This window comes from Methylobacterium oryzisoli (genome assembly GCF_046557895.1).
Lineage (GTDB): Bacteria > Pseudomonadota > Alphaproteobacteria > Rhizobiales > Beijerinckiaceae > Methylobacterium > Methylobacterium oryzisoli.
The window spans coordinates 41,666-55,430 of sequence record NZ_JBKIBX010000005.1 but is presented as its reverse complement, the minus strand read 5'-3'; the positions used below and the strand labels follow the sequence as shown (position 1 = coordinate 55,430).

The 13,765-nt window shown below is 71.8% G+C and carries 12 protein-coding genes; 7 read left to right on the top strand and 5 right to left on the bottom strand.

All coding sequences use genetic code 11. From position 1 onward, the window contains the following. Nucleotides 1–143 precede the first annotated feature (143 nt). Nucleotides 144–1,358: a CoA transferase gene (locus ACKUB9_RS06920; protein WP_407519746.1), complete on the top strand. Its 1,215-nt coding sequence runs from the start codon at nt 144–146 to the stop codon at nt 1,356–1,358. A 12-nt stretch (nt 1,359–1,370) separates the two neighbouring features. Here ACKUB9_RS06920 and ACKUB9_RS06915 read toward each other — a convergent pair whose 3' ends face one another. Both ACKUB9_RS06915 and ACKUB9_RS06910 read right to left on the bottom strand, forming a co-directional pair. Beyond that, complete coding sequence (locus ACKUB9_RS06915) at nt 1,371–2,051, bottom strand: TerC family protein (RefSeq protein ID WP_407519747.1); 681 nt, start codon at nt 2,049–2,051, stop codon at nt 1,371–1,373. 261 nt (nt 2,052–2,312) lie between these two features. After that, a complete protein-coding gene (locus ACKUB9_RS06910) occupies nt 2,313–3,734 on the bottom strand; it encodes an SLC13 family permease (RefSeq protein ID WP_410824685.1) in 1,422 nt (473 codons plus the stop codon). Nucleotides 3,735–3,887: 153 nt separating this feature from the next. On the opposite strand from ACKUB9_RS06910, the gene ACKUB9_RS06905 reads away from it, so the two are divergent. Continuing rightward, nucleotides 3,888–4,541, top strand: a complete 654-nt coding sequence (locus tag ACKUB9_RS06905; RefSeq protein WP_407519748.1) for a GntR family transcriptional regulator — start codon at nt 3,888–3,890, stop codon at nt 4,539–4,541. Between the two features lie 33 nt (nt 4,542–4,574). Here the strand turns inward: ACKUB9_RS06905 and ACKUB9_RS06900 are convergent, their stop codons facing one another. From ACKUB9_RS06900 to ACKUB9_RS06890, 3 genes are all read right to left on the bottom strand, one after another. Next, entirely contained in the window at nt 4,575–4,805 is a 231-nt protein-coding gene (locus ACKUB9_RS06900) for a hypothetical protein (RefSeq protein WP_407519750.1), read from the bottom strand. A gap of 238 nt (nt 4,806–5,043) precedes the next feature. Continuing rightward, on the bottom strand, nt 5,044–7,125 hold the full coding sequence (locus ACKUB9_RS06895) for an alkaline phosphatase (protein WP_407519751.1): 2,082 nt from the start codon (nt 7,123–7,125) through the stop codon (nt 5,044–5,046). A gap of 156 nt (nt 7,126–7,281) precedes the next feature. Beyond that, nucleotides 7,282–7,821, bottom strand: coding sequence for a DUF5872 domain-containing protein (locus tag ACKUB9_RS06890; protein WP_407519752.1), 540 nt, complete (start codon nt 7,819–7,821; stop codon nt 7,282–7,284). Nucleotides 7,822–8,010: 189 nt separating this feature from the next. On the opposite strand from ACKUB9_RS06890, the gene argC reads away from it, so the two are divergent. The 5 genes from argC (at nt 8,011) to ACKUB9_RS06865 (ending at nt 13,722) form a co-directional block, all read left to right on the top strand. Further along, nucleotides 8,011–8,958, top strand: a complete 948-nt coding sequence (gene argC, locus ACKUB9_RS06885) for an N-acetyl-gamma-glutamyl-phosphate reductase (protein ID WP_407519753.1) — start codon at nt 8,011–8,013, stop codon at nt 8,956–8,958. A 681-nt stretch (nt 8,959–9,639) separates the two neighbouring features. Further along, on the top strand, nt 9,640–10,893 hold the full coding sequence (locus tag ACKUB9_RS06880; protein WP_407519754.1) for a pilus assembly protein TadG-related protein: 1,254 nt from the start codon (nt 9,640–9,642) through the stop codon (nt 10,891–10,893). Nucleotides 10,894–10,993: 100 nt separating this feature from the next. Further along, on the top strand, nt 10,994–12,304 hold the full coding sequence (gene serS / locus ACKUB9_RS06875) for a serine--tRNA ligase (RefSeq protein ID WP_407519755.1): 1,311 nt from the start codon (nt 10,994–10,996) through the stop codon (nt 12,302–12,304). Then, complete coding sequence (surE, locus tag ACKUB9_RS06870; RefSeq protein WP_407519756.1) at nt 12,304–13,065, top strand: 5'/3'-nucleotidase SurE; 762 nt, start codon at nt 12,304–12,306, stop codon at nt 13,063–13,065. The genes serS and surE overlap by 1 nt, the downstream gene beginning before the upstream one ends. A gap of 9 nt (nt 13,066–13,074) precedes the next feature. After that, complete coding sequence (locus ACKUB9_RS06865; protein ID WP_407519757.1) at nt 13,075–13,722, top strand: protein-L-isoaspartate O-methyltransferase family protein; 648 nt, start codon at nt 13,075–13,077, stop codon at nt 13,720–13,722. The last annotated feature ends 43 nt before the right edge of the window (nt 13,723–13,765 follow it).

The window sequence follows — 13,765 nt, the reverse complement described above, 5'->3', positions numbered from 1 at the left end:
GGCGCCGCGGCTTGAACGACATCGTCGCGTCCCGCCGGCCCCAACTGGCGGGCCTGCTATCCATCCGCGTTCGCCCTCCGTAAGCTCGGGCGGCGCGCCCGCGGGGCAGGACCGCACGACCGGCGGCGCGCGGGGAGGTCGGCATGGTCAAGATCCTGGCGGGGCTGCGCATCGTCGAGGGCTCGGCCTTCGTCGCCGCGCCGCTGGCCGGCATGACGCTGGCGCAGATGGGCGCGGACGTGATCCGCTTCGACCGCATCCGCGGCGGGCTGGACCACGCCCGCTGGCCGGTGACCGATCAGGGCCGCAGCCTGTTCTGGGCCGGGCTGAACAAGGGCAAGCGCAGCCTCGCGGTCGACATGTCCACCCCGCGCGGACAGGAGGTGGTGACCCGCCTCATCTGCGAGCCCGGCGAGGGCAAGGGCATCTTCCTCACCAACCTGCGCGTGCGCGGCTGGATGGATTACGACACGCTCCGGCAGCACCGGGAGGACCTGATCATGATGTCGGTCACCGGCGACCGCCACGGCGGGCCGCAGGTGGACTACACGGTCAATCCCGCGGTGGGCTTTCCCCTCGCCACCGGGCCGGAGGGCTCGACCGAGCCGGTGGGGCACGTGCTGCCGGCCTGGGACTGCATCACCGGCCAGCAGGCGGCTTTGGGCATCCTGGCGGCGGAGCGCCACCGCCGCCTGACCGGCCGCGGCCAGGTGGTGGAACTCGCGCTCAAGGACATGGCGCTCGCCATGCTGGGCAATCTCGGCCTCATCGGCGAGGTGACGGTGAACGGCACCGACCGGCCCAAGGTCGGGAACGCGCTCTACGGCGCCTACGCGCAGGACTTCGTCTGCCGGGACGGGGAGCGCGTGATCGTGGTGGCCCTGACCCCGCGGCAGTGGGACAACCTGCAGTCGGCGACCGGGACCAAGCCCGCGATGGACGCGCTCGCCGCGCGGCTCGGTGCCGACCTGCGGCAGGAGGGCGAGCGCTACCACCACCGCCACGCCATCACGGCGGTGCTGGAGCCCTTCTTCGGGGCGCGCCGGCTCGACGAGTTCGCGGGCGCCTTCCAGGCCGCCAGCGTCACGTGGTCCCGCTACCGCACCTTCCGCCAAGTCGTGGAGGAGGACCCGGACTGCTCGACCGACAACCCGATGTTCTCGCACCTGGAGCATCCGGGGATCGGGTCGTACCTCACCCCCGGCAATCCGATCGTCTTCTCGGACGTGGAGCGCGTCGCCCCCCGGCGCGCGCCGAGCCTGGGGGAGAACACCGACGAGATCCTGGCCGAGATCGGCTACGGCGACGCCGAGGTCGCGCGCCTGCACGACGACGGCATCGTGGCGGGGCCGCGCTGATCCCGCCCGCGCTCAGGACAGACCGCTGGATCCCATGACGCTGCTGACGACCGGCCAGACTTCGAGGAAGCCGCGATAGATCATGTCGAGGGCCACGTAGAGGATGATGGCCAGACCGACGTAGGCGATCCAGTGGTACTTCTGCAGCAGGCGGGCGATGAAGCTCGCAGCGATCCCCATCAGGGCGATCGACAGGGCGAGGCCGAAGACGAGGACGGCCGGGTGCTCGCGCGCGGCCCCCGCCACGGCCAGCACGTTGTCGAGGGACATCGACACGTCCGCCACCACGATCTGCCACGCCGCCTGTCCGAAGGTCTTGCGCGGGGCATGCTCGGCGATCTGACCGTCCCGGTCGAGGTCGCGGTCCTCCAGGGCCTCCTCGGCTTCGAGGTCCAGCTCCGCGTGGCCCGCCCGCAGCTCGCGCCACATCTTCCAGCAGACCCAGAGCAGCAGGATGCCGCCGGCCAGGAGCAGGCCGACGATGGCCAGCAGCTGGGAGACCAGCCCGGCGAAGATGATGCGCAGCACCGTGGCGGCCACGATCCCGATCAGGATGGCCTTGTTGCGCTGCTCGCGCGGCAGGCCCGCCGCCGCCAGGCCGATCACGACCGCGTTGTCGCCGGCCAGGACCAAGTCGATCATGATGACTTGGAGGAAGGCCGAGAACGCTTCGGCCGTCAGGAGTTCGCTCATGACGAGAGCCCCCGCGGGAGGCCGTGCTCGGAGATGGGGTACGACATGTCTCGGGAGACCCTCGTGCTCGCCGGCAGCCGCGCGGATGCGGACCGGTTCCTGACTGACGCGCCTGCCTGGGGCGAGCCTTGCCCCCGGTCGCCCCAGAAAAGGGCAGCTTTGCGGCTCCGCCGCATTCATCGCGTGGACACCGGTCCGGCGGCCGCGGCGATGCGGGCGTGAGAGTCCTCGGGCCGCCGGGCGGCCCGAGGACGGCTCGGCTCAGATGACGATGAACAGGAGCCACACCACGACGGGCGCCACGACCGTCACCAGGGCGCCGTAGCCCATCAGCTTGCGGAAGAAGGCATCCCGGTCGACGCCCTTGGCGGTGGCGAGCACGATCGCGCCGTTGGTCGAGAAGGGGCTCACGTCCACGATCGTGGAAGACACCGCCATCGCGCCGATGAAGCCCACCGGATTGACGCCCGTGCCGGCCTGCAGGAATGGCACCGCCAGGGGGATGAGGGAGCCCAGCACCGCCGTCGAGGAGGCGAAGGCCGACACCACCGCCCCGATGAAGCAGAGCAGCAGGGCCGCCATCATCGGCGAGGCGAGACCGGCGACGCTGTTTCCGACGAACCCGATCGTGCCCATCTTCTCGAGCACGAACACGTAGGTGCTCACGCCGGTGATCAGCATGATCTCGGGCCAGCTCACCTGCCCGATCGCCCGCTTCTGCAGGTTCGGCGCCATCAGCGACAGGACGAGCCCGATGGTGATCGAGACGAAGCCGATATCCAGGTTGAAGGCCAGGACCAGCACGGCGAGCGCGACCAGCCCGACGAGCGTCAGCACTTGGTAGATCCGCGACCCGCCGGTCGCCTCCGCCTCGGGACGGCCCTCGGCGAGCGGATCGTCGAGGCCCTGTTCCAGCTTCCGCTCCTCGGTGAACGCCTCGGCCTCCGCGTCCCCGAAGGCCTGGGGTCCGCGCTGGGGCTGGGTCACCCGGACGTGCGGGACCTCCACGCCGCCGGACACACCCGCGACCGCGGCCTTCGCCCCCATCAGCCTGCGCCCGCCCATGAGGAAGAACAGCAGGACCGAGACGGCGAGGTTCACGCCGAGGCTCGCGAAGAACGTGAAGAGCTCGTTGAGCGGAAGGCCGGCCTTGGCCACGACCGTGTTGGTGATGCCGCCGTAGATGCTGATCGGCGAGAAACCGCCCCCCTGCGCGCCGTGGATGACGAGCAGGCCCATCAGCAGCGGGTTGATGCCGTAGCGGGCGGCGAAGCCCAACGCGATCGGGGCGATGATCGCGACGGCGGCCGGACTGACGGCGCCCACCGCCGTGAGCGCTCCGGTGATGCCGAACATGATCCACGGGATGGCGGCGAGGCGGCCCCGCACGGCCTTGACGGCGAGCTGCACCAGCCAGTCGATGGTGCCGTTGTTCTGCGCGATGGCGAACAGGTAGGTGATGCCGACGAGCGTCAGGAAGAGGCCGCCGGGAAACCCCGCGATGATGTCCTTGGTGCTCATGCCGGCCGCGAGCGTGCCGACCAGGAAAGCGCCGACGAAGGCCAGCACCCCCATGTTGACCGGCCAGATCGTGGCCACCACGAACATGGCGCAGAGCGCGTAGATCGAGATCAGGTGAGGCGTCACGCGTGTTTCCTCCGAGTGTTCGGCCGCAGCGCTCATCGAGGCCGCCCGACGGGGGGCTTGGATGCCTCCCTCGCTTTGCCGGTCTTGTAGCCGAACGGTACGCAGAAACAAGCGTCTTGTATACAAGAAAGGCGTTGAAGGATTACGGCGGCAGCCCTATGGTGGCCGGCGCCCCTCGAAGGATGAGCGATGCGCCGCGCCGAAGCGCTCCGGGATCAGCTTGAGCAGGACATCGTGACCGGCCATTTCCGGCCGGGCGATCGTCTGGACGAGCAGAGCCTCGCCGCGCGCTTCGGGGTCTCGCGCACGCCGATCCGCGAAGCCCTGATGCAGCTCGCCTCGACCGGCATGGTGGAGCTGCAGCCGCGCCGCGGCGCGTTCGTGGCCTGCCTCACCCTCAAGGCGGTGGTCGAGCGCTTCGAGACGATGGCGGCGCTGGAGGGCATGTGCGGGGCGCTCGCCGCGCGCCGGATCACCGAGGAGCAGCGCACCCGACTCGTCGAGGCGCACGAGGCCTGCGTGGAGGCGACCCGGAACGGCTGCGCGGACACCTACTACTACGCGAACGAGCGCTTCCACGGCACCGTCTACGAGGCCTGCCACAACCTCTACCTCGCCGAGCAGGCCCGGCAGCTCCACACCCTGCTGAAGCCGTATCGCCGGCTCCAGCTGCGCGCGCGGCACCGCGTCTCCCAGTCGCTCGCCGAGCACGCGCAGATCGTGGAGGCGATCACGGCCGGCGATTCCGCCCAGGCGGAGCATCACCTGCGCGAGCACATCCTGATCCAGGGCGAGCGCCTGAACGACTTCATCAGCAGCTTCGGCACCGCCGACGTCGCCTGAAGGCCGGGCCGGCAGCGCCGGCCCGCACCGCCGCTACCGAACGGGAACGCCGAAGCGCCAGGACAGCGCGTGCTCCGGCTCGGGGCTCACCCGGGTGCGGGCGGACGCGAACGACCGGGCCGCCTCGAACCGCAGCCGCGCGCGGTGCGTCGCCGCGACCGCGGCGAGGATCCGCCGCATCAGCGCGACGGGCGCCGCCGGGCGGGCGTGCCGGTCGTCGGCACGACGGGGCGAGAGAGTCTGTGAGGGGATGCGGGAGGCCATGATTCAACTCCGGAGCGATGGCTCGGCGGTTCAGGCGTTCCCTCGTCCCCTCATATGGGGATGGTCTGCTGCGCTGCAACATGGCGCGCGGGCGGCGGTCGGATCGGCGAAGGTTTTTCGGGGCTTCGGACTCGCCCCGGCGGCCTGCCCGGCCGCATCCGGCTTCGCTATGCGCCGCTCGTGAGCGGCGCCGCGTCGTGCAGCATCGCTGGCCGCAGCCAGCGATGCCGGGCTGGCCTCAGCTGAACGAGAAATTGGCCGCCGTGAGGCTGGCGAGCGCGACGTTCTGAACCGTCAGGCTGGAATCGGGCGCCACCGTGATGACGACGTCGCCCCCCTGCTGGGCGCTCGCGGCCTGGACGGCGGCGAACGAGCCGAACACCCCCGAATTGAAGGCGATCACATCGCGCTCCGCGCCCGCGACCGTGAAGTCGCGGATCACGTCGCGGCCGTCGCCGCGGCCCACCGCGAAGGTGTCGCCGCCCGCCCCGCCCATCAGGAGGTCGTCGCCGGCATTGCCGAACAGCAGGTCGCTGCCCTCCTCGCCGTAGAGGGCATCGTTGCCGATCCCGCCCGACAGGTAGTCGCTGCCGCTGCCCGCGCCGAGGAAATCGTCGCCCTCCTCGCCGAACAGCTGGTCGTTGCCGGCGCTGCCGAACAACGTGTCGTTGCCGAGATAGCCCCGCACTTGGTCGTTGCCGAGGCCGCCATCCACGCGGTCGTTGCCGGCATCGCCGAACAGCACGTCGTTGCCGGCCGCGCCGTCGAGGGTGTCGTCGCCGCCCAGGCCGCGCAGCACCTCGTTCGCGGCGCTGCCGGTGATCCCGTTGTTCTGGTCGTTCACCTGGACGGCGCTGAGGCGCACCTGATCCAGCAGGTACTGGCCGACCTCGGCCTGGTCGGTGAAGGCCTGCCCGCTGCCGGCCACGACCTGGCCCTGCGCGTTGCGCACCACGTCTTGGTCGTCGGCCAGGGAGACGAGTTGCCCGGCATTCGCCCCGGTGGTCAGGAGCGGGACGATCTGGTTCGAGTGGTTGTTGCTGAACCAGCGGTATTCCGGCACGCCGTCACGGTCGCGGTCGGGCTGCACCGGCTGGAAGGGGATCGTCGCGCCTTCCGGCCCGAACAGCAGGTGGTCATGGTCGGCGGTCACGATGACGAGGGTGTCCTCCATCGTGGCCCGGCTGTCGGGCGAGTTGACCCAATCCATCACCGACTTCACCGCATCGTTGAAGTCGACGTACTCCTCGATCATGCGGCCGAAATTGTTGCCGTGCATGGCGCGGTCGACGGCGCCGCCCTCGATCGAGACGTAGAAGCCGTCCGGATCGACGTTGAGCCGGTTGAGCGCCGCGAGCGACAGCTCGGACAGGGTCGGCGAACTCTCCAGGCGCGGCACGCTGAACGGGATCTCGGTGGCGCCGGCGGGCGCGGCGCCCGAGCGGTAGTAGTTGGTGCCCGTGAACGCCTGCGGCACGATGGCGAGCCGCTCGCTGGTCGGCGTGCCCGTCGCGGCGGCCTGGATGGAGGCGCGGTCCTGCAGCAGCGTCCAGCTCTGGCCGTCGTCGGAGCGGAAGGTGTCGTTCTTGAGCGCGGCCCAGAGGTCGGCCCCGATCCACTGGTTGTTGGGGGTCGCGACGCGCCTTCCGTCGTCGTTGAAGTCCGGGTTGCCCGTGCCGGCGATCACGTCGAGCACGCCGTGCTCGAACATCTCCTGGGCGATCTGGTTGGCGTTGGCGCGCGCGACGTTGTGGGCGCCGCCCGTGGCCGCCGGCGTCGCGTCGCTGAGCTGGACCGTCGAGACCACGCCCGTCGCCTTGCCGAGGGACTTGGCGACCTCCGCGAGCGTGGTCTCGGTGAGGCCGCTGCCGTCGACGTTGACGGCGTTGTTGTAGCTCTTCTCGCCGTTGGTGAGGGTGCTCGCCGTGTTGGCCGAATCCGGAGCGGTGGCGCGGTTCCACTCGTAGCCGTCGAAGGCCCGCAGGTAGCCGGCGCTGTTGGTGCCGGCCACGGGGTCGAAGTCGTAGTTCTTCGCCGGGTCGTAGACGGCGTTCGGATCCTGCGCGAGGCCCGCGAGGCCCGCGATCGGGGCGTTGCGCGTCGAGAGCGGGTAGACCGACTGCGCGGTCGCCTGGAAGCCGGGCCCGTCCGTCACGAGGCCGTTGGCGCCGCCCGAGCCCCGGCGGGGGTCGTTGGCCGCCAATCCGTTCAAGTAGAGCCGGGTCGCCTCGAGCGTATTGGCTCCGGCACCGTCGGCGATCATCACGATGACGTTCTTGATCGGGCTCGCCGTCCCGGCAGCCGAAACCCCTGCAGCCATAGCCATGTCCCCCAGCAGAGCATCCGCTGTCGCGAGGCGTTGGACCGGCCTTCGCCTGGAAACAGTCCGGCAATACTCCCCTGGAGATCGCTTGCGACGGCGTGATGACAGGAGCCGCGGGCGGGCGGCGGGCGCCCGATCCTCGCGTGGCGCTGCTCAGGCGCCGAGGGCGCGCTCCAGCTCGCCCTTCGACATCCGGGAGCGGCCCGGGATGTCGCGCTCCCTGGCCCTGCGCATCAAGTCGGCCTTGGTGGCGCCCGTCGCGGAGCCCTTGTGGGCCGGTCCGGATTTGCGGGCGGAGGCTGTCTTGGCGGAGGCTGTCTTGGCGGCGACGTCCTTGGGCTGCCGCGAATGCTGCCGGCCCTTGGCGCTGTCGGCGCGCTTCTTGGCGGTGGTGCGCCGGTACTCCGCGTCGCTCAGGTGCTCGCGGGCCGCCTTGGGCAGGTAGCGCTCGCCGGTCTGGCCGCTCTTGGCGCCCGATTGCGTGCCCCATTCCTCGTCGGTCCACTGCTTGAGGTGGTTGTCCGAGGACTTCTTGCCCTCGTAGCCGCCGCCCTCCTCTTTGTATTCCTGGACGGCCATCTGGGCCTTGCGGGCCGACCATTGTCCGGGCTTGCCGCCCTTGGAGGAGCGCGTGACCTGCGCCTTCACCTTGTCCCAGAGCTTCGGATCGGTCTTCTTGGCTGTTCCGGCCATCGCGCCCTCTCTCGGTCTCGTCCTCTGTCGATCGTGGCCCACCAACAGGGGCTCGCGCGCCGGGGTTCCGCAGGGGGCGGCCCGCTCGACGGGCCACCACCTTGGACCAGGCGGTTGACTCGGGCCGTGACTGCCCGCATCCACCCCGGGTCGCGGCGCCGCAGCAGCGCCCGCGCGGAGCCTAAGACCATGACCAGAGACACCCTGCAGCGCCCGAGCGTCTTCATCGACGGCGAGGCCGGCACGACCGGTCTCGGCATCCGCGAGCGCCTGGAGCGATTCGACGACATCCGCCTGCGCTCGATCCCGCACGAGGCGCGCAAGGACCCGCAGGCGAAGCGCGCGCTCCTGGCCGAGGTGGACCTCGTGGTCCTGTGCCTGCCGGACGACGCGGCGAAGGAAACCGTGGCCATGGCGGACGGCCTGCCCGGGGGCGGCCCGCGCATCCTCGACGCCAGCACGGCGCACCGGGTCGCGCCGGGCTGGACCTACGGATTCGCCGAGATGACGCGCGGCCAGCGCGCGGCCCTGCGCGCCGCGCGGCGGGTCGCCAACCCGGGCTGCTACCCGACGGGCGCCATCGCGCTCCTGCGCCCGCTCGTCGAGGCGGGGCTGATCCCGGCCGACTTCCCCATCAGCATCAACGCGGTCAGCGGCTACAGCGGCGGCGGGCGCAAGATGATCGAGGATTACGAGGCGGGCACCGCGCCGGCCTTCCAGCTCTACGGGCTCGGCCTCGCCCACAAGCACCTCGCCGAGACGCAGGCCTACAGCGGCCTCACCCGGCGCCCGATCTTCATCCCGTCGGTCGGCAACTTCCGGCAGGGCATGCTGGTGTCGATCCCGCTGCACCTCGACGCGCTGCCGGGCCGCCCCGCGGCCGGCGACCTCGAAGCGGCGCTCCAGGCGGCCTACGCGGGCGAGACGCTGGTGCGCGTGGTGCCGGGCGCGGAGGACGGCGCCCACCGCGAGCGCCTGGAGCCGGAGGCGCTGAACGACAGCGACCGGCTGGAGCTGCGGGTGTTCGGCTCGGACGTGCACGCCCACGCGGTGCTCGTCGCGCGCCTCGACAACCTCGGCAAGGGCGCCTCCGGCGCCGCGGTGCAGAACCTGCGCCTGATGCTCGACCTCGAGTGAGGGCGCGGCGGCTCTCCCTCGCGCGCTCGCCCTTCGCATGGCTGTCCGGGGACAATCGATGGCGCGGGGAACCCCTCTCCCGTGCGGGAGAGGGGCAGGGGTGAGGGTCCCGGGAGGGGGCAGCAAGACGTCTCGACGCTGTCGCTACCAGCACTGACGTCAGCAGCTGATTCTGAACCCTTCCGCTCCCCTCACGACGCTCCACGCATCACTACGGCACCCTCCCGGGACCCTCACCCCTGCCCCTCTCCCGCACGGGAGAGGGGTTCCCGCGCCATCCTTGTCGAGGATTGTTCCCCGGACAGGCCTACCCCTTCGGGAGCCCGAGACGTCGGAGAGCCGCCCGCCCTGCACAGACGAGACCGCCGCCCGGACGGTGTGGGCGCGGGGATCGTCTCGGGCTGCGACGCGATCGATGCCCTCCTCGGACGCGGATGGGCGCGGGCGCTCGACGGCCGCTCGCTCAACGCCATGGCGGTCCGCGCGCAGGACTGGACGGTCCACGGGCCACTGGGCCCGCTGAAGCCGGTCGCCGCTGCGGGATCGCGGCAGCATCCCGCTAACCCTTCGGACGCATGGCCGTGCCCGCCACCGACCGCATTGGCGATGGCGTAAGCATTACTCCCCCACGGTTTCGCAGTGCAGACGGGTGGGGCAATGGCGCGGCGGATGGGCTGGGGCTTGCGGCGGGGACGGGCTTTCGGGGCCGACACCGCCGGCGGCGTGATGGTGGTCTTCGCCCTGCTGGCCCCCGTCCTCCTGGGCGCGGCCGGCACGGCCGTCGACTACGCCTCGTGGACGCGCCAGCAGGCGCATCTGCAGGCCGCCGCCGACGCCGCCGCCCTCTCGGCCGCCCGGGAATTGTCGGTGAGCACGGCGGATCTCCGCCGGGTCGATGCGGTCGCCCGCAGCATCGTGCTGGCGCGCCTCGACGCGGCCGGGCTCCGGCAGGTCCCGATCGTGGCGGCGGCGCTGCCGGACGCCGCGTCCGTGCGGGTGGAGGTGCGCATGCCCCGGCAGGACAGCTTCGCGGGCCTGCTCGGCGTGGCGTCCGGGGATCTCGCCGCCGACGCCACCGCCATCCTGAGCGGCCGGCGCAAGCTCTGCGTGCTCGCCCTCGACGCCGCCGCGGCCGAGACCGTGCACCTCAAGTCGAATTCCTGGCTCACGGCGCGGGACTGCGACGTCCACTCCAACGCCCGGCACGCGGCCGGCGTCGCCAGCGACAGCGGCATCCAGGTCACGGCCGCCAAGGTGTGCTCGGCCGGCGGCTTCTCCGGCCAGGGCTCCTTCCGGGGCAGCCGCATGAGCGATTGCGCGGCGATCCCCGATCCGCTCGCCGGCCGCGCCGCGCCCGCGTCCGGCCCCTGCCTGCCCGGCACCTCCGTGATCGACCGCGGCACGCCCGGCAGCCGCCACCGCGTGCCCGCCGGGACCTATTGCGGAGGCCTGTTCATCGGCGGCAACTCGGTGGTGACGCTCGAACCCGGCACCTACGTGATCAGCGGCGGGCCGCTCGTCATCGATTCGAACGCCGACGTGGCCGGCGACGGCGTCGGCTTCTACCTCACCGGTGCGAACGCCCGGTTCCAGTTCCTCAGCAATGCCAGGGTCGACCTCGACGCGCCCACCGGCGGGCCGCTCGCGGGCCTGCTGTTCTACGAGGACCGCGGCGCCGGCGAGATGCGCGAGCACGAGATCAAGTCGAACTACGTCTCCAACATGACCGGGACGATCTACCTGCCGAAGGGCCGCCTCGTGGTGGACGCGACGAACGAGGTGGCGCAGCAATCGCACTTCACCGTCATCGTCAGCCGGCAGATCCGGCTCACCGCCAACCCGAAGCTCGTGGTGAACGCGAATTACGGCCTCACCAGCGTGCCGGTGCCCAAGGGGCTCGGCCCGATGGACGGCGAGATCCGGCTGGCGGAGTGAGCGCGGGGCCGCCCACCCTTGTCGCGGGCCGGGCGATGCTGCAAAGCGTCGTCGCCTCTCCCAGGGCGGTCCGGCGGACCGCCAGATTCGGGCCCGTGACATGCACGACATCCGCGCCATCCGCGAGACTCCGCAGGCTTTCGATGAAGGCCTGCGCAAGCGCGGGCTGGAGCCGCTCTCGCCCGCGCTGATCGCCCTCGACGATGCCCGCAAGGCCGCGGTCTCGGCCGCGCAGGCGGCCCAGGAGCGCCGCAACGCCCTCTCGAAGGAGGTCGGCGCGGCCAAGAAGGCGAAGGACGAGGCGCGCGCGCAGGGCCTGATGGCCGAGGTGGCCCGCCTCAAGGACGAGGCCCCCGCCCTCGACGCGGCCGCCGACGAGGCCAAGCGCAAGCTGGACGAGGCGCTGGCTGCGATCCCCAACACCCCCAAGCCCGATGTGCCCGTGGGCGCCGACGAGCACGGCAACGTCGAGTACCGGCGCTTCGAGGGGCGCGGGCGCCAGGAGAGCGGGCGCCAGCACTTCGAGATCGGCGAGGCCTCCGGGCTGATGGACTTCGAGGCGGCGGCCAAGCTCTCGGGGTCGCGCTTCGTGGTGCTCAAGGGCCATCTCGCCCGGCTGGAGCGGGCGCTCGGCCAGTTCATGCTCGACCTGCACACCACCGAGCACGGCTACACCGAGGTCGCTCCCCCGCTCCTCGTGCGCGACGAGGTGATGTTCGGGACCGCGCAGCTGCCGAAATTTCGCGAGGATCAGTTCGCGGCGCTGCCGGGCTCCCTCGACCCGCAGGCCGGGCCGACCCGCTGGCTGATCCCCACCGCCGAGGTTCCCCTCACCAACCTCGTGCGCGAATCGATCCTCGCCGAGGACGAACTGCCCTTGCGCTTCACCGCGCTCACCCCCTGCTTCCGGGCCGAGGCCGGGGCGGCGGGGCGCGACACCCGGGGCATGCTGCGCCAGCACCAGTTCACCAAGGTCGAACTCGTCTCGATCACCACGCCGGACCAGTCCGCCGAGGAGCACGAGCGCATGCTGGCCTCGGCCGAGGCGGTCCTGAAAAAACTCGACCTGCCCTACCGGGTGATGACGCTGTGCACCGGCGACATGGGCTTCGCCGCGCAGAAGACCTACGACATCGAGGTCTGGCTGCCGGGCCAGCAGACCTACCGGGAGATCTCGTCCTGCTCGGTCTGCGGCGACTTCCAGGCCCGGCGCATGGAGGCGCGCTTCCGCCCCCGCGAGGGCAAGGGGGTGCTCCCCGTCCACACCCTCAACGGCTCGGGCGTGGCGGTCGGCCGCGCGCTCATCGCCGTGATGGAGAACTACCAGAACCCGGACGGCAGCGTCACGGTACCGTCCGCGCTCGCGCCCTACATGGGCGGCCTCACCCGGATCGAAGGACCGAACAGCTGATGCGCATTCTCGTCACCAACGACGACGGCATCCACGCGCCGGGGCTGAAGGTCCTGGAGGAGATCGCCCGCGAGATCTCGGACGACGTCTGGGTCGTGGCGCCGGAGACCGACCAGAGCGGCGTCTCGCACTCGCTCTCGCTCAACGATCCCCTGCGCCTGCGCCGGATCTCCGAGCAGCACTTCGCGGTGAAGGGCACGCCCTCCGACTGCGTCATCATGGGGGTGCGCCACATCCTCAAGGAGCGGGGTCCCGACCTCGTGCTCTCGGGCGTCAACCGCGGTCAGAACGTCGCCGAGGACGTGACCTATTCGGGCACCATCGCGGGGGCGATGGAGGGGACGATCCTGGGCGTGCGCTCCATCGCCATGAGCCAGGCCTACGGGGCGGGCGGGCGCGCCAACGTGAAGTGGCACACGGCCGCCCATCACGGGGCGCGCACGGTGCGGCGCATCCTGGAGGCCGGGATCGAGCCGGGCATCCTCGTCAACGTCAACTTCCCGGATTGCGAGCCGGACGCGGTGCAGGGTCTCGCGGTGGTGGCGCAGGGCATGCGCAACCAGCAGCTCCTCGCCATCGACGAGCGCCTGGACGGGCGCGGCAACCCGTATTTCTGGCTCGCCTTCGCCAAGGCGCGGTTCGAGCCGGCCAACGGCACCGACCTCAAGGCCATCGCGGAGGGGCGCATCTCGGTCACGCCGCTGCGCCTCGACCTCACCGACGAGCCGACGCTGACGCGGTTCGCGCAGGCGCTCGGCTAGCCCCCTCCCGTGCGCCAGACCCTCGGGGCGGTGGAGGCCGCCGCCTTCGTGCTGGCCTTGCGCGCCCGCGGGGTCCGCGACCCGGCCGTGCTCGGCGCGATGGAGCGTGTCCCGCGCGAGCGCTTCGCCCCGCCCGCCCTGCGCGCCTGGGCCCGCCGCGACCTCGCGCTGCCGCTGCCCTGCGGCCAGACCATGACGGCCCCGAGCGTCGTCGCGGCGATGCTCACGGCCCTCGATCCGCCGCGGGGCGCGCGGGCGCTGGAGGTCGGCACCGGGTCGGGCTACGCCACCGCCCTGCTGCTGCGCCTCGGCTGCGCCAGCGTCGAGAGCCTGGAGCGCTACGCGGGCCTCGCCGAGGCGGCGGCGCGGCGCCTCGACGCCGAGGGCTTCGCGGCGGCGTCCGTCGTCCACGCGGACGGCTGCGCGCCAGGCGAGGGCGCGTTCGACCGCATCCTCGTCAACGGCGTCGTGCCGGCCCTGCCCGACGCGCTGCTGGCGCGCCTCGCCCCCGGCGGCCGGCTCGTCGGCGCCGTCGCGGGGGCGGGCGGCGCCCGGCTCGCGGTGGTGGAACGGGGCGAGGAGGGCTTTGGCCGGCGCCAGCCGGAACCCGCCCTGCGGCTCGCCCCGCTCACGCCCGGCCTCGCCGAGACCCTTTGAATCGGCCGCGCAACCTTACTGCTGATCCCGCACCCGCAACGGA

Coding starts and splice junctions, on each gene's coding strand:
- ACKUB9_RS06895 (WP_407519751.1), bottom strand. CDS start 7,125: ATGGCTGCAGGGGTTTCGGCTGCCGGGACGGCGAGCCCGATCAAGAAC.
- ACKUB9_RS06920 (WP_407519746.1), top strand. CDS start 144: ATGGTCAAGATCCTGGCGGGGCTGCGCATCGTCGAGGGCTCGGCCTTC.
- argC (WP_407519753.1), top strand. CDS start 8,011: ATGACCAGAGACACCCTGCAGCGCCCGAGCGTCTTCATCGACGGCGAG.
- ACKUB9_RS06915 (WP_407519747.1), bottom strand. CDS start 2,051: ATGAGCGAACTCCTGACGGCCGAAGCGTTCTCGGCCTTCCTCCAAGTC.
- ACKUB9_RS06900 (WP_407519750.1), bottom strand. CDS start 4,805: ATGGCCTCCCGCATCCCCTCACAGACTCTCTCGCCCCGTCGTGCCGAC.
- surE (WP_407519756.1), top strand. CDS start 12,304: ATGCGCATTCTCGTCACCAACGACGACGGCATCCACGCGCCGGGGCTG.
- ACKUB9_RS06910 (WP_410824685.1), bottom strand. CDS start 3,734: ATGAGCGCTGCGGCCGAACACTCGGAGGAAACACGCGTGACGCCTCAC.
- ACKUB9_RS06905 (WP_407519748.1), top strand. CDS start 3,888: ATGCGCCGCGCCGAAGCGCTCCGGGATCAGCTTGAGCAGGACATCGTG.
- ACKUB9_RS06890 (WP_407519752.1), bottom strand. CDS start 7,821: ATGGCCGGAACAGCCAAGAAGACCGATCCGAAGCTCTGGGACAAGGTG.
- serS (WP_407519755.1), top strand. CDS start 10,994: ATGCACGACATCCGCGCCATCCGCGAGACTCCGCAGGCTTTCGATGAA.